This window comes from Celeribacter ethanolicus (assembly GCF_001550095.1).
Lineage (GTDB): Bacteria > Pseudomonadota > Alphaproteobacteria > Rhodobacterales > Rhodobacteraceae > Celeribacter > Celeribacter ethanolicus.
In genome coordinates this window covers 1-25823 of sequence record NZ_LRUC01000014.1, presented here as the reverse complement: position 1 = coordinate 25823, position 25823 = coordinate 1, and the positions used below count along the sequence as shown (strand labels likewise).

Below are 25823 nucleotides of genomic sequence, written 5' to 3'. Positions count from 1 at the left end.
CGATTATGGCTACAGTCCAATTCGATCTCGTCTCTCCCGAGCGCAAACTTGCGTCTCTGACTGTGGAGCAGGTCCAGATCCCGGGTTCCGAAGGTCGTCTGACTGCGATGGCGGGCCATGAGCCCACCATCCTCACCCTGCGCCCCGGTCGCCTGATCGCGATCGGGCCGGAGGGCGAGCTGGAGTTCATCGTGACCGGCGGTTTCGCCGAGCTGTCTCCCGAACATATTTCCGTGCTGGCCGAGGTGGCTTTGCCGCGCGGGGAAATGTCCCAGGAGATCGTCAACGAGATGATCACGCAGGCCCGCGCCGAGCACAACAAGGCGACGCAGGAAGAACAGGCGGAAACGCATTCCTTCCTCGCCGATCTCGTGCACATCGCCGAGGACCTCGGGTTCCACACCAATCTCTGATTGGATGTCGATACGGAATTGGAAAGGCCCTGCGCGATGCGGGGCCTTTTTGTTTGAAGGGATGGTTTGATGGACAAGAAATTTCAAGATGCGGTGCATGACTGGGTGCTGACCTGTTTCGGCGAAGAGATCGCGATGGATGCGGCAGAGCGCAACCGACGGTTTCTGGAAGAAGCGCTGGAACTGGTGCAATCGCTGGGGGCGAGCCGGACGTTTGCCCACGAACTGGTCGATTATGTGTTTTCCCGCCCTCAAGGCGATGCGCCACAGGAAATCGGTGGGGTCATGGTGACGCTCGCTTCGCTTTGTGCGACCCATGGCATCGACCTTGCACATGAGGCGGAAAAAGAGCTGTCCCGCATCGAAAGCCCCGCAATCATCGCCAGAATTCGCGCCAAACACGCTGGGAAACCGCAGTTTTAGCAAGGGCAGGGGCGACTTTTCCCTCTTTCCTTTCCTGGGCGTTTCGAGGCAGTCTGAGCGCGGGGGACAAGATCAAAAAGACCGATGTTGAGAATTGACAGCCATCAGCTCGGGATCACGCAGGGATCCTTTGTGCTTTTTTCCGATTTCCAGGACGGCGGAGCCATGTGGACCGGCAAGGGCCCGCGCGAGCTGCGACGGGTCGTGGAATTCGACGAGGCTTTCATGCGACCGCCCCTGGTGCAGGTGAGCCTGTCGATGCTGGACATCGACCATTCGACCAATCACCGCGTCGACATCTCCGCCGAGATGGTCACGGAGGACGGTTTCGTCATCGTCTTTCGCACCTGGGGGGATACCAAGATCGCCCGTGTGCGCGCCGACTGGACCGCCTTCGGGGCGGTGCGCCATGAGGACGACTGGGACCTCTGATCGACCGATCCGGCATGAAAAAAGGCGCGTCAGGAGGTCCTGCGCGCCTTTCTCGTGACCATGACACCGGAGTTACGGGTGATACACGCCCTCGTAGAGCGGGATCAGCGTCTTGTCTTCGAAGAGAGAGGACACGGAAGTACCGTTCCAGGTGTTGATGATCGCCTGTGCGAACAGCGGCGCGGTGGGGACCACGCGGATGTTCTTGCACTTGGCGACCGAATCATTGGCCTCGATCGAGTCGGTGATCACCAGCGAGGACAGGCGCGAATTGGTCACGCGTTCGACCGCCGGGCCGGAGAGAACGCCATGGGAAATATAGGCGTGCACTTCGGCGGCGCCGTGATCCATCAGAAGATCGGCGGCCTTGCAGAGCGTGCCGGCGGTGTCGACAAGGTCATCCACGATGATGCATTTCTTGCCTTCGACGTTGCCGATGACGGTCATCTCGGCGACCTCACCGGGTTTCTCGCGGCGCTTGTCGACGATGGACAGCGGCGCGTCGATCCGCTTGGCAAGCTCACGGGCGCGGGCCACGCCGCCGACGTCCGGGGAGACGATCATGATGTCGTCCATGCCGTCCTTGAAATTGTGCTTGATGTCGAGGGCGAAGACCGGCGAGGCGTAGAGGTTGTCCACCGGGATGTCGAAGAAGCCCTGGATCTGCGTCGCGTGCAGATCGAGGGTGAGAACGCGTTCGATGCCCGCTTCGACCATCATATTGGCGACGAGTTTCGCGGAGATCGGTGTGCGCGCCTTGGTGCGGCGGTCCTGACGGGCATAGCCGAAATAGGGCACCACGGCGGTGATGCGACCGGCAGACGAGCGGCGCAGCGCGTCGGTGATGATCAGAAGCTCCATGAGATTGTCGTTCGCCGGGTTTGAGGTCGGCTGAACGACGAACATGTCCTCGCCGCGCACGTTTTCGTAGACCTCGACGAAGATCTCGCCATCGTTGAACCGCTCGACACGCGCGTCGCAGAGGTCGATCGACATGCCGCGATGCATGGAGAGGCGGCGCGCGATGGCATTGGCGAGGGTGCGGTTGGCATTACCGGCGATGAGTTTGGGCTCGTGAGTCATGGGCATAGCAGCTTTCCCGGGGTGATTTTCGGCCTGGCCGTCACGGAATCGTAACGTTGACACCGCTTACCACCCCGCTAGCTTCTTGCAAACATCATGCGGCGCCGGGAGAGAGCAAATGGCACATATCGACTATTATTTTTCATTTTTGTCTGCGTGGATCTATCTCTCGGACGGACGGCTCGAAAAGATCGCGGAAAAACATGGGGCGACTGTCACGTACAAGCCCTTCGATCTGCTGACGGCGTTTGATCGTCTCGGAGCGCCACGCCCCTCCGAACGTCCCGAGGGCCGCAAGGTCTACCGGATGCAGGAGCTGAAGCGCTTCAAGGCAAAATCCGGTCTGCCGATGAACCTCACGCCCCCCTTCTGGCCGACGAATGTGGCCCCGGCCTCCTATGCGCTGATCGCGGCGCAGGAGGCGGTGCGCAATGGAAGCGAAGGCGATCTCGGCAAACTGGTGAACGGCTTGTCCGCTGCAATGTGGCGCGATGACAAGGACATTTCCGAGGATGCGGTCATCACCGCGGCGCTGAAAGACGCGGGCTTCGATCCGATGCTGTCGATGACCGGTATGCTGACAGGGGCGGAGCTTTACCCACGCAATCTCGAAGACGCGATGACGGCGGGGGTGTTCGGCTCCCCCTTCTTCATCGTTACCGACACGGACGAGCGGTTCTGGGGGCAGGATCGTTTGGAGATGTTGGACGACTATCTCGGGACGCTCTGAGGCGCAGGGCGCAGAGGGGTGGGGAAACCCGCCCTCATTCAGTCGCTCAACGCAGCCAGAAGCGCATCGACATCGGCCTCGGTCGTGGACCAGCTTGCCACGAAACGCGCCAGAAGCGGCGCGTCCGGATCGCCGGTGAGCGCGGTGCCCGGCCCCCACATGTTATAGACCGCACCCTTGGCCTTGGCTTTCACATGCATCTTGCGGGGCAGGCGGGCGAAGACCAGATTGCCCTCGACCTTGTAAGCCAGTTCGCCGCCGATTTCCGAAATACCCTGCGCCAGACGCGCACCCATAGCATTGGCCTGCGTCGCCAGCTCAAGCCAGAGATCACCTTCGAGCCACGCCAGCATCTGCGCCGAAATATAGCGCGCTTTCGACAGGTTATGCCCACCGCGCATGCGCTGGCTCTCGAACGCCTCTTTGTAACTCGGGTCAAACAAAACGGCGGCCTCGGCCCCCATCGCCCCGGTTTTCGTCGCCCCCAGCGACAGTGTCGCCAGTTCGCGGGTCATTTCCCAAGGAGTGGCACCACTGGCCGCCATGGCATTGGCAAACCGCGCGCCATCGAAATGCAGCGGCAGGCGGGAGGCCTCTGCAAGGGCCGCGATGTCGGCCGGGCGGTAGAACTCGCCAAACTCGGTGAGGTTGGTCAGCGAGACGGCGGCGGGCGGGCTGGCGTGCACATCGTCCTTGGAGCTGTCGTTGATCACCGCTTGGCGCAGCTCCTCCGGGGTCATCCGGCTGCCTTCGCCTGTCATGAGTTTGAGCTTGGCCCCGCCCGAATAGAACGGCACGGAATTGCGCTCGTCGACCTCGATATGCGCGGTCTTGTGGCAATAGATGATGCCCCAGGGCGGGGTCATTGCGGCCAGAAGCGCGGCGTTGGTCCCCGTGCCGGAGGTCATCGGATAGACCAGCGCATCGGGGGCCTGAAACATGTCGCGCAGCCGCTCGGTCAGCTCGGCCGTCCAAAGGTCATTCGCATAGGGCGCGGCATAGCCGTCATTGGCCTTCGCCAGCGCTTCCATGAGTTTGGGGTGCACGCCGGAGGTGTTGTCGGATCCGAAAAACATCAGTTGGGCTCCTCGATGATATGGTCCTCCCAATCCTCCTCGTCGACCTCAAACTCCGGCACGGTCATGCCGCGGACGGAAATGCCTGCGGCATGAACGCTCTCCGGATCGCCGGTCAGAAGCGGGTGCCAGTCGGGCAGGGTGCGTCCCTGCCACAACAGCCGATAGGCACAGGTGGCGGGCATCCAATAGGCGTGATCGGCGATGTTCTCGGGGGTGAGTTGAATGCACTCTGGGACGAGACGTTTGCGAATTTCGTATTGCCCGCATTGGCAGGAATAATCGTCCAGAAGGCGACAGGCGACGCGGGTCAGGAACACCTCGCCGGTGTCCGCGTCTTCGATCTTGTTGAGGCAACATTTGCCGCAGCCGTCGCAAAGCGCTTCCCACTCGTCTTCGGTCATCTTGGCGAGCGGAACGGTTTCCCAGAACCGGGGGCGCTTGCTCATTCCAGCGCCCCGAGGATCTCCCGCGCCTGATCGCAATCGGCGTTCATCTGCTCGATCAGGGGATCGAGGCCCGTGAACACCAGCTCGGGACGGAGATAATCCACGAAGGCGATGGAGAGATGTTCGTCGTAAAGATCGCCTTTGAAATCAAAGATGAAGGTCTCGAGACAGGGCAGGTTCGCACCAAAGGTCGGTTTGACACCGAGTGAGGCCGCGCCCTGGTAATGGCCCTTGTGCGGGCCGGTGAGCACATCGACGAGCACGGCATAGACGCCGAATTTCGGCGCGTGCAGCCCGTCGATCGACATGTTCGCCGTTGGAAAGCCGAGGTCGCGGCCGCGCTTGTCGCCATGGTTCACCTTGCCCTCGATGCGGTGCCAGTGGCCCAGCATCTCTTGCGCGCGGCGGGGATCTCCTTCGGCCAGCGCGGCGCGGATCGCCGAGGAGGAGGATACGCCGCTGTCGGTTTTCAGAAGCTCGGCCACGGTGACCTCGAACCCCATCTGCGCACCGAAACATTTCAGCTCTTCGACCGTGCCCGCGCGTTTCGCGCCGAAACAGAAATCCGCGCCGACCACCACATGTTTGAGGCCCAGCCCCTCGACCAGGATCTCGCGGGCGAATTGCTCTGGCGTCTTGGCGGCGAGATCGGCGTTGAAGGGCAGTTGGAACAGGCGTTCGACACCGAGTTTCGCCAGACGGTTGGCTTTCGACTCGGCGTTCATCAGGCGGAAGGGCGGGGCGCCGGGGGCGAAAAATTCACGCGGATGCGGTTCGAAGGTGACGATGCCCAGCGGGCCATGGGCGCGGGCAAGGTCGATCACATGGCGGTGGCCACGATGGACGCCGTCGAAATTGCCAATGGCCGCGGAACAGCCTTTGGCCTCGTCGGGAATGTCGGTCCAGTGCGTGTAGATCTGCATGGGGCTCCTCGCGAGGCAGCCCCCGCGTCGTCAGTCGAACTTTTTGCTGGGCGCAAGCACCATGGCCTCGCCTTTCAGGACCACGGTATCGCCCACGGTGCAGCGACAATCAAGGGCAACCCGGCGTTTCGCGTGCTGGATGTCGGTCACTGTCACTTCTGCGAGCACCGTGTCGCCGGGGCGCACAGGGGCAAGAAACTTGAGGGTTTGCCCCATGTAAATCGTGCCATGCCCCGGAAGCTGTTCGCCGATCACGGCAGAGATCAGCCCGGCGGTCAGCATGCCATGGGCAATGCGTCCCTCGAAAATCGTATCCTCGGCATAGGCGTCGTCGAAATGCACCGGATTGCGGTCGGTCGAAACCTCGCCGAACAGTTCGATGTCATGATCGGTGATGGTTTTGCGCAGGGAGCGCGTCATGCCGATCTCGATGTCTTCGATGCAGATGGTGCCGCGCGGCTGATTGTCCAACATGATCTCCGATTCCTTCGTGATGTTGCGGTGCAGCATAGCGAAAAAGAAGTTAAGAAACAATATTGCGCGAAAGAAAATTTTCATGTTTGCGCAATTATTGTAAATAAGTTGCAAAAAGGGGGCGATCTGGCCCGGTTTGCCCTGTCGGATTAACGTCGGATTTGTGTCGGACTTTTGTCGGACCCCGACAGGCCTCTCAAACATGAGAAAAGGCGTCGGATCGCTCCGACGCCCTGTTTCCTTTGCTGTCGAAAATACTCAGCGCAGGAAGGAAATCGCGGCCGTCGGCGAGAGGTTCTGTTCCGACAGCCACATCTTGAGGCGCATCGGATCGGGGTTGACCGGATCGGGGCCGAATTCCTGCGCCGCCAGACCGCCAGTGATGAACAACACGTCGAGCCCTTCGCCGATCGCGCCCATCACATCCGTGCCGATGCCGTCGCCGATGCAGAGAATGCGGTTGTCGTCGATCTGCGCGATCTGTGCCAGACGCCTGCGGGCGAGGTCGTAGATCGGCGGATGCGGCTTGCCGAAATAGAGGCTCTCGCCGCCCATCTCGGTGTAAAGCGCCGCCAATGCCCCCGCGCACCATTCGCGCACCTCGCCACGGTCCACGACGATGTCGGGATTGGCGCAGAGGAGTTTGAGCCCCTTCTGTTTGGCATAGAGGAATTGCGGACGGTAAATCTCCGGGTCGGCCAGCGGGTCCTCGGGGCCGGAGCAGACGATGCCCTCGGCCTCCTCGAGCGGCACGACGGTCACGTCGAGCGGCGCGTCGAGAAGTTCCATCGGCTGGAAGAAATCTGCTTCGAACATCTCGCCGATGTGCCAGACCTTTTGACCGACCACGCCGAGATACATTGCCAACCGCGCCGAGTCGCCCGAGGTGGCGATGGCGTCCCAGGCGTCGTCGGGCACGCCGAATTCCGCGATCTGATCGGCGACGGAGCGCCAGGGCCGGGGGGAGTTGGTGACCAGAACGACCTTGCCGCCGCCTGCGCGGTACTTCTGCATCGCCGCGACCGCCTCAGGAAAAGCGGTGACTCCATTGTGCATGCAGCCCCAGAGGTCGACGAACAACGCGTCGTATTCGTTGGAGATTTCGGAAAGCTCTCGGATCAGGCGGGTCATCGCGGCCTCACTGTTTGCGTTGTGCCTTACCTAGCGCGCGTGGTCGCAAAAGGACAGTGGAGATCAGCGCTGCGGGTCTTTCATCAGCCCATACCAGAGCCAGAACAGCGCGGCCTCGGTGATCACGGCCAGTCCGATCCCCGGTCCGACGCGGCCCAGAGCGAATTCGCTCAGCCCGAGAAGCGCCATTGCGAGCATGGTCACGGCGATGGCGCGGGCGATGGCCATGCGCGCCATGTCGGATTTGGCGATGTCCTTAAGGCCCCAGAGCAACAGGGCGGGGGCGAGGAACAAAACGGCGGCGCGGCGGGCCATGACGGCACCAGTCACGGAGGGGTCGAGATGGAAGAGCCAGAAAAACAACGACGGAGCGACGAAAATCGTGATCGCGAGGGCCAGACAAATTCCGGCAGTGATCCGGGACAAAAGCGGAAATGAAGGCATCAGGCACCGAAGGCTTTGGGATAGATCAGGTCTTTCACCTTGGCCTTGGCCGGGCCTGCCGTCAACGTATGTGTGAGCGGGTAGGGGGAGGTGAAGCCGTTGGCGATCATTTTGAATCCACAGCGGCTGTAGAAATCCGGATCGCCGAGGACAACGACGGTCTGACCGGACATCTCGGCCCATTGCGTGATCATGCCGGTGAGACGACGGCCAAAGCCGCGGCCCTGAAGATTCGGGCGGATCGCCACCGGGGAGAGGCAGAGCCAGCCCTTGGGCGAGAGCATGGTCGAGAGCGCGGCATATCCGATCACTTCGCCGTTCATGGGCAGGACCATTTCACCGGCGATGGCGCGCGATTTGCGCAGCGCCTCGACCAGGTGCGCTTCGTCTTTCTGGCCGAAAGCCTCGGTCAGGAGATCTGCGACGGCGGTTTCCTCGCCGCGTTTCATCTCGCGCATGAAGTCAGGGGATTTGAGCATGGGGCTTTCCTTCGGGGCTTCTGCGGTTGGTTCAGAAGATATGCCTGCGCAGGAAGTGCGATTCAAGCGGACACTCCGGGCGGCGGGTGTCGGGGAAGACCGGCTCGGGAATGGGATCGAAGCGCAGGCGCTGTGGCGACCAGTTCCAGGCCTGATTTTCCGTGAGGAGGACGCCGTGGAAGGTCCAGCGCGATGTCGATTTGAACCCGGTTTCGTCGGTGTAAAACGCCAGCCCGCGCAGCTCTGCGATGGAATGGATCGGGGCGCCGGAACGGGCCACGCAATAGGGCGCGCCTTGGGTCTTGGCGATGATCTGAGAGGCTGCGAGGGCCATGGTTCCAAGCGACCAGAGGGAGATGAACGTGACCGTGAGGAGGAGGGCTTGCCCCATGCGTGAGCGCTGGGCCCAGAGACCAATCAGCGCCGCCCATGTGACGAAGATATAGAGAAAGATATGTGTCATCCCCGGTCCCGACATGATCAGGATCAGGAGACTCGGCAGCCACAGGAGCGAGATCAGGACGCGGATCGCTACGGGAGGCGTCGTGAGCACAAGCGCGAGCGGGGCGAAGAGGGGCGCGAGGGCCAGTCCGAGAAACTCGGACATGAACAAGGCGCTTGCGCCGCCGTCGCCAATGGCGTCCGGGACTTTTTCGGCCAACTTCCCCAACGGGATCGGCGCCGCGCCGAAGGTGGCGAGGACATAGAGAAGGGTGAACAGCCAAAGACGGCGGGGGGTGAACAACATGACACAACCAAACAAAAAGGGGCGCGGATTTCCGCACCCCTTGAAAACCTATTGAACCTGAAAAGTCGATCAGACTTTGAGGTTCGGGATGATCTGTTTTTTGCGGGACATGATGCCCGGAAGCACCACGGTGTCGCCCTCGACGGTGCAGCCGAAGGAGGCCTCCGCGATGGCTTTCACGGTGTCGTTGGGCACCAGCAGCGTGGCTTCCTCGTTAAGAATGTCGACAACGAAGAGCAGCACTTCATGGGCGCCGTCCTCGGCGGCCACGGCGGGCATGGAGGCCATCAGGCTGTCCTTGCGGTCGAGGATCATCTTCGGCGCGGTGGTTTCCAGCACGGAGACACGCAGGTCGGTCGAGCCGACGGTGTATTCCTTGGAGTCCATGCGGATCAACTCGGCGTCCGAGAAGGCGGCCACATCGGATTTGGCTTCGAACATCTCGGAGGCGTATTGGCCCAGATTGATGTTCAGCTCGGAGGCCAGTTTCTCGGCCAGTGCGCGGTCCACGTCCGTGGTGGTCGGGCTGCGGAATTCCAGCGTGTCGGAGAGGATGCAGGACAGCATCGCGCCCTTGATGTTGTCGGGCATCTTGTCGGCGTCGTCGCCCATCAGGTCGTACATGATGGTGGCGGTGCAGGCGAGCGGACGGATGGTGATGTCGATCGGACCTTTGGTCTCAAGACCGCCTACGAGTTTGTGGTGGTCGATGATTGCGGTGACATTGGCGTCGTTGATCGCGGCGGGCAGCTCGGCGGGGTTGTTGGTGTCGACGATGACGACGTCCTGACCTTCGGCAACCTCGGAAATGATCTCCGGCTTGTCGAAGCCCCATTTTTCGATGACGAAAGCGGCCTCGGTGTTCGGCTCGCCCAGAAGGACGGCTTTGGCGTCGACGCCTTTCACTTCGTTCAGATACCACGCCCAGATGAGCGGGGAGCCGGTGGAATCGGTGTCGGGGGATTTGTGGCCGAAAACAAGCGTGGTCATGTGAGCTGTCCCATGGATATTGGCGATTTCGGACGCCTTATAGGCGGTGCAGCATGGGTTGTCACGCCTTGCGAGCGCTCACGGCTTGGCTGTAACACATGGGACATGACCAAGCTGCGCGAAACCGATCTTTATCCGCCCGTGAAAGCCCATTTCGAGGGGCTGGGATATGTTGTGAAGGCGGAGGTGCGGGACGCGGATGTGGTGGCGGTTCGGGGCGAGGAGACGGTGATCGTCGAGTTGAAGACCGGGTTTTCGCTCTTGTTGTTGCAACAGGGCGTGGCGCGGCAGGCGATTTCCGATCAGGTCTATCTGGCGGTGCCGCGTTGGAAGGGCAGGGCGGCGTGGCGGATGTTCAAGGGGAACCTTGGGCTGTGTAAGCGGCTGGGGCTTGGGGTGATTTCGGTGAACGTGGCGGAGCAGACGGTGCAAGTGCATCACGAGCCGCGTGCTTTTGTGCCCCGTAAGAACAAGGCGAAGGCCGGGAAGCTTTTGACCGAATTCGAACGCCGGGAGGGGGATCCGAATTTGGGGGGCACTCCGGCGGGCGGGCGTGTGACCGCCTATCGTCAGGACGCGGAGAAATGCCGGGATTATTTGCGGGAGAATGGGCCGTCGAAGGGGGCGGAGGTGGCGCGGGCGACGGGAGTGAAGAATGCCACCCGTATGATGCGGGACAATCATTATGGGTGGTTTGAGAAGGTTGGTTTGGGGGTTTATGGGGTGGTGGGTTGAGTGATTTGCTTTGTGAATGGCTGCTGTGCATACGCTGCTGTCGTTCATCAAAACACAAGTGAAATTATGCTAGTCTAATTGGCTGTTTAAGAGGAAAAGAATTGAACCAAGCTGTCGATATTAAAGCGCAAGTGGGACTATGCATCAAAGCGCTCGAAGCCCTTGTTCCGATCGCCGAGACCGCAGGTATCGCGACGGACTACGAAGAGGCCTATGATGAGTGGGAAGACATCGTCCAGACTATGTTTTCCTCCTTTGTGCTGCGGCCAGTCTGCGACAGTTCAGTGGCCTTGAATGTGAATAGCTTCCGAAGATTAGGCTTTGAGAACGATGGCGATGCAACTGCGGCGGTCGTCGTTGACTGTGCGTCCCAAAGCTATTTCATCTATGATTTTGCAAGATGCGATGTTGGTCACATAAAGTTGGTGCTTCGGCCGCTCGCGGCAGAGCTGGCCGAAGATGATTTCGCCAAGCCTGAGCTTTGTACTAACTTTCGTATTGAGCGCCTCTCTTAGATTTACCCTAAGATTAGTCAATTCGAACGCGAGTAATTTTACGAACGCCCTGCGCACACCGCATCAAAATTTCCCCATCTCCCCTGTTGACTCACTTCCACCTCCTTCCTAACTATGCGTCGTTGTCACTCGAACCCTATGAGTGCTAACACATGATTTATCCCCGCCCGTGAGGGTGGATGCAAACCTGGAACTTTGAGCGAAGGAGCCTCGAAGATGGCATTCAAACCGCTGCACGACCGCGTTGTGGTCGAACGTGTTGAGAGCGACGAAAAGACCAAAGGTGGTCTCATCATTCCCGATAGCGCGAAAGAAAAGCCCGCCGAAGGCAAAGTCGTTGCCGTGGGCGAAGGCGCTCGCAAAGACAGCGGCGAGCTGATCGCACCGTCCGTCAAAGAGGGCGACATCGTCCTCTTCGGCAAATGGTCCGGCACGGAAATCACCGTGGACGGCAAAGAGCTTCTCATCATGAAAGAGTCGGACATTCTCGGCATCATCGCCTGAGACATCCGATCCCCTCAAACCGAATTTACGGAGTGAACAATGGCTAAAGAAGTCAAGTTTGACGTCGACGCACGCAACCGCATGCTCAAAGGCGTGAACATCCTCGCCGACGCTGTGAAAGTGACCCTCGGCCCGAAAGGCCGCAACGTGGTTCTGGAAAAATCCTTCGGCGCCCCGCGCATCACCAAAGACGGTGTGTCCGTGGCCAAAGAGATCGAGCTTGAAGACAAGTTCGAAAACATGGGCGCGCAGATGGTGAAGGAAGTCGCTTCCCGCACCAACGACGAAGCCGGTGACGGCACCACCACTGCGACCGTTCTGGCGCAGGCGATCATCAAGGAAGGCCTCAAGCAGGTTGCTGCCGGTCTGAACCCGATGGACCTGAAGCGCGGTATCGACCTCGCGACCCTCAAAGTCGTCGAAGCGATCAAAGCTTCCGCGCGTCCGGTTGCCGATTCCGACGAAGTCGCTCAGGTTGGCACCATCTCCGCCAACGGCGAGACCGAAATCGGTCGCCAGATCGCCGACGCGATGCAGAAAGTCGGCAATGACGGCGTGATCACCGTCGAAGAGAACAAAGGCATGGAAACCGAGACCACCGTGGTCGAAGGCATGCAGTTCGACCGTGGCTACCTGTCGCCGTATTTCGTGACCAACCCGGACAAGATGGTCGCCGAGCTGGAAGACTGCATCGTGCTGCTGCACGAGAAGAAACTCTCCTCGCTCCAGCCGATGGTGCCGCTCCTCGAGCAGGTCATCCAGTCCCAGAAACCGCTCCTCATCATCGCCGAGGACGTGGAAGGCGAAGCGCTGGCGACCCTCGTGGTCAACAAACTGCGCGGCGGCCTGAAAATCGCGGCTGTGAAAGCACCGGGCTTCGGCGATCGCCGTAAAGCCATGCTGCAAGACATCGCGATCCTCACCGGCGGTCAGGTGATTTCCGAAGATCTCGGCATGAAGCTTGAAAATGTCACCATGGACATGCTCGGCTCCGCCAAGAAAATCTCCATCACCAAAGACGAAACCACCATCGTCGACGGCGCTGGCGACAAGGCCGAGATCGAAGCCCGCGTGGCCCAGATCCGTACCCAAATCGAGGAAACCACCTCCGATTACGACCGTGAGAAACTGCAAGAGCGCGTTGCCAAACTCGCTGGCGGTGTGGCGGTGATCAAGGTCGGCGGCATGACTGAAGTGGAAGTGAAAGAGCGCAAAGACCGTGTGGACGATGCTCTCAACGCGACCCGCGCAGCCGTTCAGGAAGGCATCGTCGTCGGCGGCGGTGTGGCTCTGGTTCAGGCCGGCAAGGCTCTCGAAGGTCTGGAAGGCGCGAACGCCGATCAGAACGCCGGGATCACCATCGTGCGCAAAGCCATCGAAGCGCCGCTGCGTCAGATCGCTGAGAACGCCGGTGTGGACGGGGCTGTTGTGGCCGGTAAAGTCCGCGAATCCACCGACACCGCCTTCGGCTTCAACGCTCAGACCGAAGAATATGGTGACATGTTCAAATTCGGCGTGATCGACCCGGCCAAAGTGACCCGCACCGCTCTGGAAGACGCGGCCTCCGTTGCCGGTCTGCTGATCACCACCGAAGCCATGGTTGCCGACAAACCGGCGAAAGACGGCGCAGGTGCCGGTATGCCGGACATGGGCGGCATGGGCGGCATGGGCGGCATGATGTAATCGCCCCGTCATAAACCTATGAAAAGGCTGCCTTCGGGCAGCCTTTTTTATGAGTTTCAGTTATGCGGTTGCATGAAATTTCGGCGAGCGGATAAAGAAGGCGTTGCCGCGCTGCACGGGGAATGTTCTTGCTTGCCTTGGACTTTCTGCATCTGCAAGGCTGACGGGAAACCTTATGTCCATGGGGCAAGAAATGCACTTACGCGCTTTAACGCAAGACGATGAACTTCCGCTGTCGATCCTTTTGGACAGTACATTCGGAGGTCCCGACATGTACCGCTTCACCAGGGAATTGCGGCGCGAAGAGGCGGTCGCGATGGAGCGTGTGGCCTTTGACGATAAAGGGTCCATTCTGGGCTATATCTGCTGCGCGCGGATGGTGCTGCCGCAAGACTGGTGGGTGATGTCGATTCTGGCCGTCTCGCCGAGCCACCATAAGCGCGGCATGGGGCGGGAGCTTGTGGTGCGGGGCATGGATCATGCCAAGCGCGCGGGAGCGAAGGCTGTGATCGTGATCGGCGATGCACGCTATTTCTCGCGTATGGGCTTTTCCAAACTGGCGGCGTCGCGTCTGGAAACCAAGATGATGCCGGAACACACTTTGCTCTATCCGATTGCACCGGGCACCGGCATGGCGCAGGAGACGCTGATCTACCCGGATGCCTATGCGCATCTGAGCGAAGAGGATCTGCTCTGAGGCGGATCACGCCCGTGTCCCGGTCTCGCAGCCTGCTTCGCAGAAATCGGGCAGGCTGTTTTCGGGGCGGCTCTTCCCCGGCCAGCGCTGCGATCTGCCAGCGTGAGGTGCAGACAGAGAGCATCGCCGAGACGGTGAAGACGAAATAGGCGCCACCCCGGACCGGGTTAGCCTCTGGTTGTCGTTTGCGGATTTCCTGCATCAGCCGCGTCACTGTCGGATCGAAACAGCGCTCCGTCTGCGTGCTTCCGGTCGTCGGCGGAGACCTGGGTGATCCGCCGACCGTAAACCAGCCAGCCGGGATCGCCGCGGCTGTCCTTTTGGCTCAACCGACTGTCTCCGGGGCGTCTCTCGCGGCTTATGGTTCGCAAGATCCGGGAGGATTAAAAGCGCTCAGGCGAGGAGATGATCGCCCTCGGGAAGTGCGGTGTGCTCCTTCGGGGTGGCGCGCAAGCCGTAGAGCAGGGCTGACAGCAGGAGAAGCGTCACACTGCCGATCATCGGCAGGGTGACAAGTCCGAGCCAAAGCGGCATTCCGAGTCCCAGGCCAAGTCCGGTGGCGAGAGCTGCGGTGAGCAGAGAGAGGGAAAGCAGTCCGACGAGCATGGCGCAGTCCTTTTCCAACGGGTTTGGTTCAAGGGTCGAGAGGCCGGTGTTTTCCGAATGTACCGGCGGGATGGAGATCACGTTAGGTGGCGATCTGGGCACAATCATGGCGTGGGAAAGGTTGAAATTCGATTAAAGGCCAGAAAAGACCGTCGAATTTTAAAGACATGAGGTTCCGGCCCACGAAAAAGCCCCGCCGGAGCGGGGCTTTTCGCAATGTCGTTTCGGGCCGTCAGCCCATGTTTCTTCTCTGATTCACTCGGCCCATTCCCAGGGGTTGGTGAAGCGGCCCAGCACATGGGAGAGTTGTTCGGCCTCGGCTTTGGCGGCCGGATCGACCCGGGCGACGAGGCCGCGTTTCTTGTCGTCGATCACCTGGATGACGTGGGCGGTGAGCCCTTCGGCCTCCAGAGCCGCGTTGTAGATGCGGGTGATGGCACGCTTGCGCAGGTCGGGTTTGAACACCTTGCCCACGGCGGTTTTCGGCAGCTCGTCCATGATCTCGACATGTTTCGGGATCGCGGCGCGTTCGTGGATGTGAACCTTGGCATAGGCCATCAGCTCGTCCGCCGTGACGGAAGCCCCCTCAACGAGTTCGACATAGACACAGGGCAGCTCGCCCGCATGCGCGTCGGGCTGGCCAATGGCCCCGGCCATGGCGACGGCTTCGTGTCCGGCCAGCGCCTCTTCGATCTCGGCCGGGTCGATGTTGTGTCCGCCGCGGATGATCAGGTCCTTTGCACGCCCGGTGATCCAGATATAACCGTCGGCGTCGATCCGGCCCAGATCGCCGGTGCGCAGATAGACGTCATGGTGGAACAGGTCGTGGTTCTTGTCCTTCTCGGTGTAGGTCGAGCCCGCGAAAACGCCGGGGCTGTCGATACAGATCTCGCCCACCTCGTCGACGGCGCATTCCACCGGACCTTCGGGGGTGTGGCGCAGGATTTTCACGTCCGTATGCGGGAAGGGAATGCCGACGGAACCGATCTTTTTCGGGCCGCCCACCGGGTTGACGGAGACGAGACAGGTGGCCTCGGTGAGGCCGTAGCCCTCGACGATCTCGACACCCGCGGCCTGCTCGAAGCGTTTGTACAGTTCGACGGGCAGCGGCGCGGAGCCGGAAAATGCCATGCGGACGGAGGAGATGTCGGCATCCACCTTGCGCTGCATCAGGACCGAGACGGCGGTCGGCACGGTGATGATGAAGGAGATTTTCCAGCGCTCGCAGAGCTTCCAGAAATTGTCGAACACACCCTCGCCGCGATAGCCCGCAGGGGTCGGGTAAACACCATGGGCGCCGGAGGCCAATTGGCTCATCACGATCACCTGACAGGCGAAGACGTGGAACAGCGGCAGCGGACACATGATGTTGTCCCGCTCGGTGAACAACAGGCGCGAGCCGATCCAGCCGTTGTAGATCATGCCGGAATATTTGTGCTGCGCCACCTTCGGCATGCCGGTGGTGCCGCCGGTGTGGAAATAGGCGGCAACGCGGTCTTCCGTGGCATCGGCGAAGCTGAGTTTGTCGCCGGGATATTTCGCCAACTCGGTGTTGAAATCGAGCATGTCGGCGTGATGCGCGCGCGCATCGTCGTTCTTCGGACGAATGAACGGAACGATCCATTTCTTCGGCGGGGTGAGATAGTGCAGGAGATCGACCTCGAGCACCGTGTTCACATTGGGCGCGTGACGCACCGCTTCGGCGACCTTCTGGGCCACGTCGGTTTTCGGGAAGCTTTTCAGCGTCACCACGACCTTGGCATTGGTTTCGCGCAGGATGGCGGCGATCTGTTCCGGTTCGAGAAGCGGGTTGATCGGGTTGACGATGCCCGCGACCATGCCGCCGAGGAAGGTCAGCACCGTCTCGTTGGCATTGGGCATGATATAGGCAACCACGTCGGTCTCATGCACACCGAGCGCGCGGAACATGTTCGCGGCCTGCGTGGTCTTATGAAGCGTCTGGGACCAGGTCAGGGTCTCCGCCTTGTCCTTGGGGCCGGAGGTGATCTGATAGGAAAACGCCGGGCGATCCCCGAATGCCTGTGCGGTTTTCTTCAGGCGTTCATAGATCGTGACCGGCACATCGCGTGCCTCCCACGGCATTTCCGCGTCAATAGCGTTGCGCGCCTGAAGCGAGCTGAAATCGGATGGCATGCTGTCCTCCCCTTATGCCGCCGTGCGGTTCGTTCCGGCACGTGCGTCTCCTCGCGGTCATGATGCGGGCAATCCCCGCACCGCGCAAGAGCGCCCCCGGTAGGCGAAACGCAGCGTCATGCGACGAAATTCCCCCTTGGACGCGACGTCAGAATTTATATCGCCCGGTCAGGAACAGTGGACGAACCCCTTGCGCCTGACTAGTGTGCGCGCACTCTGAATACGTCAAAGGAGCGGTGCGATGAAAGAGGTTGTGATCAGCGGAACGGGTGTTTTTACGCCGCCCTATGCGATTTCCAACGACGAGCTTGTCGCGTCGTTCAATGCCTATGTCGATCTTTACAATGCCGAGCATGCCGACGAGATCGCGGCAGGGACGGTCGAGGCGAAGAGCTATTCCTCCTCGGAGTTCATCTTTGCGGCCTCCGGCATCGAAAGCCGCTACGTGATGGAGAAAGAGGGTATTCTCGACCCGACCCGGATGTGCCCGCGCTATGCGCCACGCTTGGACGAGGAGCCTTCGCTGATGGCGGAGATGGCCGTCGATGCCGCGGGGCAGGCGCTTGCCATGGGCGGTGTCGAGGCCAAGGACATCGACCTGATCCTCTGCGCCGCCTCCAACATGGAACGCGCCTATCCGGCGATGGCCGTGGAAATTCAGGCGCTTCTGGGCGCAGGCGGCTTTGCCTTCGACATGAATGTCGCCTGTTCCTCGGCGACCTTCGGCATCCAGACGGCGGTGGACATGATCCGCGCAGGCTCGATCAAACGCGCGCTGGTTTTGTGCCCGGAGTTGCCCTCCGGCCATCTCGAATGGCGCGACCGGGATTGTCATTTTATCTTCGGCGATGTTGCGACCGCCGTGCTTTTGGAGTCCTCGGACGTAGCCGAGACGCCGCAGTTCAAAGTGCTTTCCACTCGCTGCGCCACGCAGTTCTCCAACAATATCCGCAACAACAACGGTTTCCTGCGCCGCGCGCATGACCAGATGGAAGACCGCCGCGACATGCAGTTCATGCAGAACGGGCGCAAGGTGTTCAAAGAGGTGTTGCCGCTGGTGTCGCATCACATCGCGCAGCATATGGAAGAAGAAGGGCAGGATCCGACCGGGCTCAAACGCATGTGGCTGCATCAGGCGAACAAGTCGATGAACGATTACATCGGCAAGAAGGTTCTGGGGCGGGTGCCGGAGCCGGAAGAACAGCCGAACATCCTTCAGGACTATGCGAACACCTCGTCGGCCGGCTCGATCATTGCCTTTGCCCAGCATCACGACGGGATGAGCGCGGGCGATCTGGGGCTGATCTGCTCGTTTGGGGCGGGCTATTCGGTCGGCTCTGTGGTGGTCGAGAAGCTCTGAGCCGGGACGTCGCCGAGTTCCAGTTTCTCACTCTCAAGCGGTAAGGCTGCGCGGGCATAGTCCAAAGCGCGCTCGGCCATCTCTCTAGCCGCTTCGGCAAGCGCCTCGTCCGGCGCCCCCGTCAGAGACAGAAGACACCGGCGCAGGGTGCGGGTGACCTCGATCTGACCGGCGCCGTCGCGGGCGGTGGCGGCAAACGCCGCGTCGATCAGCGCCCGTGCCGAGGGGGCCGGGCAGAACACCTGCGGCGCGCGCACGGTGTCGGTTGGCGCGATGTGCGCGGCCTCCCAGAACAGCGCGGTCATCCGGGTCACGGCGTCGATCGCGGTGCCGGGATCGTTGACGCCGGGGGAGAGGGCTTTCGAGGAAATTTCCGACAGGGTGCTGAGGCTGAACTCCGCGTCGATCTCATGGGTGCGGGTTGTGCCGATGACGAAGGCGCGGGCCATGGCGTCGAGATCGCTGTCGGGCGACATGCCGGAGAGCTGGGCGAGAGCCGTGCCTTCGAGGACGAAAGCGCCGGGGCGGTGCAAAATATAGACCAACCCGTGGTCGCCTGCGCAACTGTTGAGCGCCCGTGTGTCGATGAACTGGATATAGCCGGTTTTCGGAGCGCGGAGCGGCGATGTTGTCTCCGGCAGGATCGTCTCGGGCGTCAGAGGGTTGGCCCCCAAAGCAGGGTCTTTGCGCAGCGCCGCCATGCTGCGCCGCGCTTCCGTTTCGGCCAGATTGAGACTGTTGTCGAGGCTGCCGAGTTGGCTCAGATGCTCGATCCAGCGCAGCATGGCGATGATGATCACCACCACGACGACAATGGTGAGCGCCATGACCACCACCGCCTCGTCATCGCCGTAAAGATGGGTGCGGAACAGGATGATGGTGCTCAGCGCAAAGATGAACGCGCCGATGAAGGCGGCCAGGACCGATTGCGTTGTCGTGTCCTGAAGCAACAGACGGTGAATGCGCGGCGTGGCGGTATTGGCTGCCGAACTATGCGCGCTGACCATGACATTGAGGGTGAAGGTCGAGACCGCCAGCATCGAGGAGGCGAGAATGGTCAGGACCGGTAACACGGCCGCGGTGTCGATGCGCTGGGCCAGTTCTTCGGGGATGTAGCGGCGCAGCACGAGCGTGATCAGCGAGACGGCGAGCGACATAAGCGCATAGAGCGTCACCCGCAGCCAGAGCGCATGATAATAGCGCCGGAATAGCAACAGGGGTTTTTTCAGAACATCGGGCATCTCTGGGCCTTATGCCTTTGGGGTTCCCCTTATGATGGCTCAATCTGCGGGCGGTTCAAGCCGATAGCCATCGGCCCAGAGCTCACAGATGAACAGGGTGGCGGCCTCGAAACAGCGGTTCGACAGATCGTGGAGGACGGGTTCGTGCCAGCCGGAGAGATCGGCGGCCACGGTGGTCAGGGCAAAGACGGCGGCCATCGGGTCGGCGAGATCGGGATGCGCCAACAGTGTCTTGAGCGTATCATACGGGCTTTGCCGTTCGATTAGAAGACATGCGATGATCTGTTCCTCGAGCCAATCCTGTCTTGTGCTCTCATCCAACGTGGGCGGTCCGTTTCCTCGTCACTACGGGGGGTAAACTAATCAGATTGTCTCGAAACGGCCATTGCATTGTTTCGCAAATGAAAACGATAAGCGGAGAGGCGCACAGCGGGGCAGGGCCTTTGCCAAATGCAAAAGGGCGCCCTTGTGAGGACGCCCTCCGGATGTCTTGGCGGTTTCGGCGGGATCAGCCCTGCGGGATGATCAGCATCTGGCCGGGGTAGATCTTGTCCGGGTCGGAGAGCATCGGCTTGTTGGCCTCGAAGATCTCCATGTAGCGGTTGCCGTCACCGAGCGCGGTCTTGGAGATCGCCCAGAGCGTGTCGCCTTTCTTCACCTCGTGGAACACCGGGTCGGCGCCTTCGAGCGTGTCCTCGACGGAGGCGATGCCTTCGACATTGCCGGCGGCCATGATGATCTTTTCCTTGGTCGCCTGATCGGTGACCGTGCCGCCGATCACCACCTTGTCGCCATCCACGGCCACTTCGACGCCATCGGCCTCAAGACCCAAGGCCTTGATTTCGGCGAGAAGATCGTCCGCGTTCGGTTCTTCTTCCTTCTTGCCGAACACTTTCTTGCCGGCGTCTTTCACAAAGCTGAACAGTCCCATCACTCATCTCCTGTCATAGGGTCGGCTCAGACTATCCGTCGAATGTGACGGAATGAAAACGGGAATTTCACCGGTTTCTCCCCGGAGTTACGCCTCGTTTGTGAACTGGAGCTTTGCAAGCCGCGCGTAAAGCCCACCCTCGGCCACCAAGGCGTCATGTGTGCCGGTGGCGACGATCTTGCCGTCCTCGAAGACGAGGATGCGGTCGGCTTTCTTCACGGTGGCGAGGCGGTGAGCGACGATCAGCGTGGTGCGGGTGCGGGCCATATCTTCGACGGCTTTCTGCACGGCACGTTCGCTCTCCGAGTCGAGCGCGGAGGTGGCCTCGTCCAGGAGAAGGATTGGCGCATCGCGCAGGATGGCGCGGGCGATGGCGACGCGCTGTTTCTGGCCGCCCGACAGCATGATGCCACGCTCGCCGACGTAGGAGTCGTAGCCTTCGGGGAGTTTGGCGAGGAACTCATCGGCGGCGGCGGCCTTGGCGGCTTTGATCACCTCGTCCATCGGTGCGTCAGGGCGTCCGAAGCGGATGTTGTCGGCGGCGGAGGCGGCAAAAATCACCGGGTCTTGCGGCACCAGCGCGATGTGACGGCGGAAATCGCCACGGGCCATGTCGGAGAGTGGCATGCCGTCGATGGAGATGACGCCCTCCTGCGGATCGTAGAAGCGTTGCAGGAGCTGGATGATGGTGGATTTGCCCGCGCCCGAGGGGCCGACGAGCGCGACGGTTTCGCCCGGCTGGATGTCGAAGGACACGCCATCGAGGGCGGGCGTCGTCGGGCGCGAGGGGTAGAAGAAGCGCACGTCTTTGAAGGAGATCGCGCCTTTGGCGGGCAGGGGGTAGGGTTTCGGATCGGCGGGGTCCTTGACCGGGTCCTCGGAGGACAGAAGCTCGACGAGGCGTTCGGTCGCGCCAGCGGCGCGCTGCAATTCGCCCCAGATCTCGGACAGCGCACCGGAGGCGCCCGCGACCATGATGGCGTAGATCACGAATTGCACCAGCTCGCCGATGGTCATGGCTTCGGTGCGCACGTCTCGGGCACCGATCCACAACACGCCGACCACGCCGGAAAAAATCAGCGCGATGACGATCACGGTCATCACGGCGCGGGTTTTGATGCGGGTGTGGGCGGAGGTGAAACTTTTCTCGGTGACGGCATCGAAGCGCTCGGCCTGTTGCGCCTCTCCGGTAAAGGCCTGCACGGTCTGGGCGGAGAGAAGCGCTTCGGAGGCGGTGCCGGAAGACGAGGCGATCCATTCCTGGTTCTCGCGCGACAGTTTGCGCAGGCGTCGGCCCAGAACCACGATCGGCACGATCACGACGGGGACGATCAGAAGCACCAGCCCGGTGAGTTTCGCCGAGGTGAAGAGCATGAGGATCAGCCCGCCCACCATGATGAGCGCGTTGCGCAAAGCGACGGAGATCGAGGAGCCGATGACGGAGAGAATGAGCGTGGTGTCGGTGGTGATGCGCGAGAGCACCTCGCCGGTCATGATGCGCTCATAGAAGGCGGGCGACATGCGGATCATCCGGTCGAACACCGCCTTGCGGATGTCGGCCACGACGCGTTCGCCCAGACGGGTGACGAGGTAGTAGCGCATGCCGGTGCCGAGCGCCAAGGCACCCGCGATCATCAGCGCCGCGCCGAAATACTGATCGAGCAGGACGACGCCCGCGCTCTGGAACCCGTCGACCACCCGGCGCACGGCGACGGGGAGGATGAGGGAGATGCAGGCGGTGATCACCAGCGCCACGAGGGCGGCGATCATCAGCCCCTTGTAGGGCCGGATGAAAGGCCAGAGCGCACCGAGGGCGCCGATGTGTTTCGATTTCTCGCGGTCAGCGGCATCCGTAAGAGTGCGGTCGGCGGCCATGTCCTGTCCTTCGTATATGTAAAGTGCGCATAGGTGCATGACTGATAGTGCGCGCGTCGCTTTGGCGCAACACCTGCGGGGATTGCGCGAAGTTTCGTGAATTTTTCGTGTCAGACGGGGCGTGAGGTCGCGGTGTCCGGGAAGATGGTTGCATCACGAGGCGTGATATGTTGGGTTATGGTCACGCTCCGCCGGATCGTGCCTCATGGTCTTCTCTGCATGCTTATGTGAGAGGGGGAGGCCGAGGCGCTCCTTCGATGGGCAGCGAACGGCAAGCGCGGAGAAATCGCCCAATTCGGGGTGGTGACTGGTCCTGAGACGCCAAGAGCGCGGGGATCGGAGAACTCACACGAAGTAAGCGGGAGTCCCCCTTATGAAAAACAACAAACTATTTGCGGTCAGTTTTCTGGCCTTGGGCACCATGGCCGGCGGCGCTTTCGCGGCGGAGGACTGTGGCGCTCTGAAGATCGCCGAGTTCAACTGGGCCTCGGGTGAGTTGATGGCCAATGTCGATGCCATCATCCTCGAAGAGGGGTTCGGCTGTGACGTCGAGCTGATCAATGGCGGCACGAACACGCTGTTCGCCTCGATGAACGAGAAGGGCGAGCCGCAGATCGCGCCGGAGCTCTGGACCAATGCGGTGCGCGAGCCTCTCGCGAAAGCGTTGGAAGAGGGCAGCATGATCAAGCTTCTCGATGGGCCGATCACCGGGCTTGGCGAGGGCTGGTGGGTGACACCGGCATTCGCGAAGGATCACCCGGAAATCGACACGGTCGAGAAGGTGCTCGAACACCCGGAATTCTTCCCCTACGTGGAAGACGAAAGCAAAGGCGCCTTCATGGGCTGTCCGGCGGGCTGGGGCTGTCAGCCGGCCAACGCGAACATGTTCCGTGCCTTCGACATGGAAGACAAGGGCTGGACGCTGGTCGATCCGGGTTCCGCGGCCGGTCTCGAAGGTGCGATTGCGAAAGCCGCCGACCGGGACGAGTACTGGTTCGGCTATTACTGGAACCCGACCGCCGTGGTCGGCAAGTACAAGCTCGTGTCTCTGCCGTTCGAAACCGAATGGGCCGGGTCGGAGAACTGGGACGGCTGCATGGTGAAATCGGTCGATGAATGCGCCGATCCGCAACCGTCGAGCTGGACCAAATCCGAAGTCTCGACCGTCGTGACCAAGGACGTGCCGGAGATCGCGCCCGCAGGCGTGCTCGATTACCTCAAGGCGCGGGTCTTCCCGGGCGAGGTGATGAACGAGATGCTCGTTTACATGACGGACAATCAGGCCATCGGCGAAGATGCCGCTTATGAGTTCCTTGAGAAACATGAGGACATCTGGACCCAGTGGGTGACGCCCGAGGTCGCCGAAAAGGTCAAGGACGCACTCTGACCGTTCGATCTGTCTGATCATTTTGGGCCTGCGATACCCTCGCGGGCCCTATCCTCTATATATAGGAGTGAAAACTTGCTGGAGTTTCTCACTGAATTCCCCTCTCTGGGCCGGAGCGATCTCTCGGCTTTCAAGCAGGGGATCGACGAAGGGTTTCGCGCCTTTTCCCGCCAATATGGCGAAGCGCTCGAGGCCTTCTTCAATCCCCTTCTCAAATTTCTCGTCTGGTTCGAGAAGGTTCTCATCAACACCCCCTGGCCGATTGTCATTCTGGTGATTGCGATCATCACATGGCTCGGTGCGCGTAGCTGGAAAATCACCATCGGTGCTGTGCTGTCTTTGTTGCTCATCGGCTTCATGGGCATGTGGGAAGACACCATGGCGACGCTGGCGATGATCACTGTGGCCACTCTGGTCTGTGTGGCGCTGGGTATTCCGGTCGGCATTCTGATGTCGCGTTCGGATCGGGCACAGTCCATCGTGACGCCGATCCTCGACGTGATGCAGACCATCCCCTCCTTCGTCTATCTGATCCCGGTGGTGATGCTTCTGGGCATCGGCAAGGTGCCGGGGCTGATCGCGGTGTGCATCTATGCCATCCCGCCCATCGTGCGGTTGACCAATCTCGGCATCCGACTTGTCGACAAGGATGTGATGGAAGCGGCCGATGCCTTTGGTGCCTCGGCGCGCGAAAAGCTGTTCGGGGTCCAGATCCCGCTCGCGCTGCCCAATATCTTTGCCGGGGTGAACCAGACGATCATGATGGCGCTCTCCATGGTGGTCATTGCCTCGATGATCGGGGTGAAGGGGCTGGGGACGCAGGTCTTGCGCGCCATCGGCAACCAATATTTGGCGCTGGGGCTGATGAACGGCCTCGCCATTGTGGCGCTGGCCATCATCTTCGACCGGGTGAGCCAGACTTACGGCAAACGCCTGCAAGCCTATCGGGAGACCGGCCATGACTGATGCAAGCGTGACAGAACAACCCGCAATGGACGATACCCCGAACGCAGATGTCAAAGTCTCGATCCGCAATCTCTACAAGATTTTCGGCGACAACCCGACTACGGCGCTCGGACATGTCAAATCCGGCACCACCAAGCCGGAGCTGATGGACCGACACGGCCATGCGCTGGGCCTCAACAACATCAACCTCGACATCCCGGCCAGGGGAATTCAGGTGATCATGGGCCTGTCCGGGTCGGGCAAGTCCACCCTGATCCGCCACCTCAACCGGTTGATCGAGCCCACGTCGGGCGAGATCTGGATCGACGGCGAGGACGTTCTGGCGATGGATGCGAAGCAGTTGCGCGATCTGCGGCGCTTCAAGATGTCCATGGTGTTCCAGAAATTCGGCCTGCTGCCGCACCGCACCGTTTTGGAAAACGCGATGTACGGTCTGGAGATTCAGGGCGTCGACGGCAAAGAGGCGGACGCGCGGGCGCGCAAATGGCTCGACCGGGTCGGGCTTGCCGGGTTCGAGGAGCAATATCCCTCGCAGCTTTCCGGCGGGCAGCAACAGCGCGTGGGTCTCGCCCGTGCTCTGGCGACGGATGCGGATATTCTCCTGATGGACGAGGCCTTCTCCGCGCTCGATCCGCTCATTCGCACCGACATGCAGTCGATCCTGTTGCAGTTGCAGGAGGAACTGCACAAGACGATCATCTTCATCACCCACGATCTCGACGAGGCGCTCAACATCGGCGACCAGATTGCGATCCTGCGCGATGGTGAAATCGTTCAGTCGGGTGACCCGCAGGACATCGTCATGAAGCCGGCGGACGATTACATCACCGACTTCATCCGCGACATCAACCGCGCCAAGGTCGTGCGCCTGCGTTCGATTGCCAGGAAAGGCGAGACAGGGCAGGGGGCGACGCTCAAGGGCGGGATGTCCATCGAGCAGGCGCTGCCGAAACTCACGCGTGCCCCGGATCGCAAATGTCCGGTGGTGTCGCGCACGGGTGAACCGCTCGGGGCTGTCTCTCTCGACGATGCGATCAATGCGCTCAAGCCGCTGGAAAGCGACAGTGACGAGGATGTGCGCTACGCTTGAGCGTTGCGACAGAGTGGAAATGGGAAAGGGCGGGGGAGACCCCGCCCTTTTTCGTGGCCGAGTCGTCTTCATGTCACGCGAGTCGGCAAGAATGCAGCCGAGTCGCACCGACTCGCGGTCGACACGGCTACAGAACGAGATGATTCCGGCATTTTACTCGCCTTACGCTGGGGTAATTCGGGGAAGTTTACACCCATGAGGTGAAAAACGACCTGCATGTCCCGGTGATTCACAAGAGTATTGGGGCGGGCTCGCTTGTGTGGGGCTTTTGGGGGGCTTTGGTT

29 protein-coding genes and 1 pseudogene are annotated in these 25823 nt (G+C 61.0%); 13 read left to right on the top strand and 17 right to left on the bottom strand.

Features of this window, described 5'->3' with window-relative positions:
- Positions 1-5 precede the first annotated feature (5 nt).
- The 3 genes from atpC (at position 6) to NH195_RS07475 (ending at position 1268) form a co-directional block, all read left to right on the top strand.
- Positions 6-413, top strand: coding sequence for an ATP synthase F1 subunit epsilon (gene atpC / locus NH195_RS07485; RefSeq protein WP_066705142.1), 408 nt, complete (start codon positions 6-8; stop codon positions 411-413).
- 69 nt (positions 414-482) lie between these two features.
- Positions 483-836 carry a hypothetical protein gene (locus tag NH195_RS07480; protein ID WP_066705140.1) on the top strand — a complete coding sequence of 118 codons (354 nt, stop codon included), beginning with the start codon at positions 483-485 and terminating at the stop codon, positions 834-836.
- 84 nt (positions 837-920) lie between these two features.
- Positions 921-1268, top strand: a complete 348-nt coding sequence (locus NH195_RS07475) for an H-type lectin domain-containing protein (RefSeq protein WP_066705139.1) — start codon at positions 921-923, stop codon at positions 1266-1268.
- A 72-nt stretch (positions 1269-1340) separates the two neighbouring features.
- Here the strand turns inward: NH195_RS07475 and NH195_RS07470 are convergent, their stop codons facing one another.
- On the bottom strand, positions 1341-2357 hold the full coding sequence (locus NH195_RS07470) for a ribose-phosphate pyrophosphokinase (protein WP_066705137.1): 1017 nt from the start codon (positions 2355-2357) through the stop codon (positions 1341-1343).
- 112 nt (positions 2358-2469) lie between these two features.
- On the opposite strand from NH195_RS07470, the gene NH195_RS07465 reads away from it, so the two are divergent.
- The gene (locus tag NH195_RS07465; RefSeq protein WP_066705135.1) at positions 2470-3081 is read left to right on the top strand and encodes a 2-hydroxychromene-2-carboxylate isomerase; all 612 of its coding nucleotides are present in this window, start codon (positions 2470-2472) and stop codon (positions 3079-3081) included.
- 38 nt (positions 3082-3119) lie between these two features.
- Here NH195_RS07465 and NH195_RS07460 read toward each other — a convergent pair whose 3' ends face one another.
- The 9 genes from NH195_RS07460 to NH195_RS07420 all read right to left on the bottom strand — a co-directional run bounded on the left by NH195_RS07460 (position 3120) and on the right by NH195_RS07420 (position 9795).
- Complete coding sequence (locus NH195_RS07460) at positions 3120-4157, bottom strand: threonine aldolase family protein (protein ID WP_066705133.1); 1038 nt, start codon at positions 4155-4157, stop codon at positions 3120-3122.
- Complete coding sequence (locus tag NH195_RS07455; protein WP_066705131.1) at positions 4157-4606, bottom strand: YcgN family cysteine cluster protein; 450 nt, start codon at positions 4604-4606, stop codon at positions 4157-4159. Before NH195_RS07455 ends, NH195_RS07460 begins: the two co-directional genes overlap by 1 nt.
- Positions 4603-5529 carry a bifunctional riboflavin kinase/FAD synthetase gene (locus NH195_RS07450; RefSeq protein ID WP_066705129.1) on the bottom strand — a complete coding sequence of 309 codons (927 nt, stop codon included), beginning with the start codon at positions 5527-5529 and terminating at the stop codon, positions 4603-4605. The genes NH195_RS07455 and NH195_RS07450 overlap by 4 nt, the downstream gene beginning before the upstream one ends.
- A 30-nt stretch (positions 5530-5559) precedes the next feature.
- Positions 5560-6003: a MaoC family dehydratase gene (locus NH195_RS07445; RefSeq protein WP_066705277.1), complete on the bottom strand. Its 444-nt coding sequence runs from the start codon at positions 6001-6003 to the stop codon at positions 5560-5562.
- Between the two features lie 258 nt (positions 6004-6261).
- On the bottom strand, positions 6262-7134 hold the full coding sequence (locus NH195_RS07440; RefSeq protein WP_066705127.1) for a TIGR01459 family HAD-type hydrolase: 873 nt from the start codon (positions 7132-7134) through the stop codon (positions 6262-6264).
- A gap of 63 nt (positions 7135-7197) precedes the next feature.
- A complete protein-coding gene (locus NH195_RS07435; protein WP_066705125.1) occupies positions 7198-7578 on the bottom strand; it encodes a hypothetical protein in 381 nt (126 codons plus the stop codon).
- Positions 7578-8057 (bottom strand): GNAT family N-acetyltransferase, encoded by a 480-nt coding sequence (locus NH195_RS07430; protein WP_066705123.1) that lies wholly within the window; start codon positions 8055-8057, stop codon positions 7578-7580. Before NH195_RS07430 ends, NH195_RS07435 begins: the two co-directional genes overlap by 1 nt.
- Positions 8058-8088: 31 nt before the next feature.
- Complete coding sequence (locus tag NH195_RS07425) at positions 8089-8805, bottom strand: hypothetical protein (RefSeq protein WP_066705122.1); 717 nt, start codon at positions 8803-8805, stop codon at positions 8089-8091.
- A gap of 69 nt (positions 8806-8874) precedes the next feature.
- Entirely contained in the window at positions 8875-9795 is a 921-nt protein-coding gene (locus tag NH195_RS07420; RefSeq protein ID WP_066705118.1) for a manganese-dependent inorganic pyrophosphatase, read from the bottom strand.
- A gap of 105 nt (positions 9796-9900) precedes the next feature.
- Between NH195_RS07420 and NH195_RS07415 the strand changes: the two genes are divergently transcribed.
- The 5 genes from NH195_RS07415 to NH195_RS07395 all read left to right on the top strand — a co-directional run bounded on the left by NH195_RS07415 (position 9901) and on the right by NH195_RS07395 (position 13929).
- Positions 9901-10530 (top strand): DUF2161 domain-containing phosphodiesterase, encoded by a 630-nt coding sequence (locus NH195_RS07415; protein ID WP_202906495.1) that lies wholly within the window; start codon positions 9901-9903, stop codon positions 10528-10530.
- A gap of 101 nt (positions 10531-10631) precedes the next feature.
- Positions 10632-11045 carry a hypothetical protein gene (locus NH195_RS07410; RefSeq protein ID WP_066705116.1) on the top strand — a complete coding sequence of 138 codons (414 nt, stop codon included), beginning with the start codon at positions 10632-10634 and terminating at the stop codon, positions 11043-11045.
- 216 nt (positions 11046-11261) lie between these two features.
- Complete coding sequence (gene groES, locus NH195_RS07405; RefSeq protein ID WP_066705114.1) at positions 11262-11549, top strand: co-chaperone GroES; 288 nt, start codon at positions 11262-11264, stop codon at positions 11547-11549.
- 39 nt (positions 11550-11588) lie between these two features.
- Positions 11589-13232 (top strand): chaperonin GroEL, encoded by a 1644-nt coding sequence (gene groL / locus NH195_RS07400; RefSeq protein WP_066705113.1) that lies wholly within the window; start codon positions 11589-11591, stop codon positions 13230-13232.
- Between the two features lie 193 nt (positions 13233-13425).
- Positions 13426-13929 (top strand): GNAT family N-acetyltransferase, encoded by a 504-nt coding sequence (locus tag NH195_RS07395; RefSeq protein ID WP_162265853.1) that lies wholly within the window; start codon positions 13426-13428, stop codon positions 13927-13929.
- 49 nt (positions 13930-13978) lie between these two features.
- On the opposite strand, the pseudogene NH195_RS21865 reads toward NH195_RS07395, so the two are convergent.
- From NH195_RS21865 to NH195_RS07385, 3 genes and pseudogenes are all read right to left on the bottom strand, one after another.
- Positions 13979-14233, bottom strand: a pseudogene (locus tag NH195_RS21865) (hypothetical protein); the annotation flags it as partial.
- Between the two features lie 89 nt (positions 14234-14322).
- Positions 14323-14535 carry a hypothetical protein gene (locus NH195_RS07390; RefSeq protein WP_066705108.1) on the bottom strand — a complete coding sequence of 71 codons (213 nt, stop codon included), beginning with the start codon at positions 14533-14535 and terminating at the stop codon, positions 14323-14325.
- Between the two features lie 255 nt (positions 14536-14790).
- Positions 14791-16689 carry an acyl-CoA synthetase gene (locus tag NH195_RS07385; protein ID WP_066705106.1) on the bottom strand — a complete coding sequence of 633 codons (1899 nt, stop codon included), beginning with the start codon at positions 16687-16689 and terminating at the stop codon, positions 14791-14793.
- Between the two features lie 241 nt (positions 16690-16930).
- Between NH195_RS07385 and NH195_RS07380 the strand changes: the two genes are divergently transcribed.
- Positions 16931-18049: a beta-ketoacyl-ACP synthase III gene (locus NH195_RS07380; RefSeq protein ID WP_066705104.1), complete on the top strand. Its 1119-nt coding sequence runs from the start codon at positions 16931-16933 to the stop codon at positions 18047-18049.
- Here the strand turns inward: NH195_RS07380 and NH195_RS07375 are convergent.
- The 4 genes from NH195_RS07375 to NH195_RS07360 form a co-directional block, all read right to left on the bottom strand.
- Positions 18013-19290, bottom strand: coding sequence for a DUF2254 domain-containing protein (locus tag NH195_RS07375; RefSeq protein WP_066705101.1), 1278 nt, complete (start codon positions 19288-19290; stop codon positions 18013-18015). The genes NH195_RS07380 and NH195_RS07375 overlap by 37 nt on opposite strands.
- Positions 19291-19329: 39 nt before the next feature.
- Positions 19330-19611, bottom strand: coding sequence for a hypothetical protein (locus NH195_RS07370; protein WP_066705099.1), 282 nt, complete (start codon positions 19609-19611; stop codon positions 19330-19332).
- 187 nt (positions 19612-19798) lie between these two features.
- A complete protein-coding gene (gene lysM / locus NH195_RS07365; RefSeq protein ID WP_066705096.1) occupies positions 19799-20221 on the bottom strand; it encodes a peptidoglycan-binding protein LysM in 423 nt (140 codons plus the stop codon).
- Positions 20222-20308: 87 nt separating this feature from the next.
- On the bottom strand, positions 20309-22096 hold the full coding sequence (locus NH195_RS07360; protein ID WP_066705094.1) for an ABC transporter transmembrane domain-containing protein: 1788 nt from the start codon (positions 22094-22096) through the stop codon (positions 20309-20311).
- 373 nt (positions 22097-22469) lie between these two features.
- Between NH195_RS07360 and NH195_RS07355 the strand changes: the two genes are divergently transcribed.
- The 3 genes from NH195_RS07355 to NH195_RS07345 all read left to right on the top strand — a co-directional run bounded on the left by NH195_RS07355 (position 22470) and on the right by NH195_RS07345 (position 25539).
- Positions 22470-23483 (top strand): glycine betaine ABC transporter substrate-binding protein, encoded by a 1014-nt coding sequence (locus NH195_RS07355; protein WP_066705092.1) that lies wholly within the window; start codon positions 22470-22472, stop codon positions 23481-23483.
- 75 nt (positions 23484-23558) lie between these two features.
- Positions 23559-24449 carry an ABC transporter permease gene (locus tag NH195_RS07350; protein WP_202906494.1) on the top strand — a complete coding sequence of 297 codons (891 nt, stop codon included), beginning with the start codon at positions 23559-23561 and terminating at the stop codon, positions 24447-24449.
- Entirely contained in the window at positions 24442-25539 is a 1098-nt protein-coding gene (locus NH195_RS07345) for a quaternary amine ABC transporter ATP-binding protein (RefSeq protein WP_081423823.1), read from the top strand. The genes NH195_RS07350 and NH195_RS07345 overlap by 8 nt, the downstream gene beginning before the upstream one ends.
- Positions 25540-25823 lie beyond the last annotated feature (284 nt).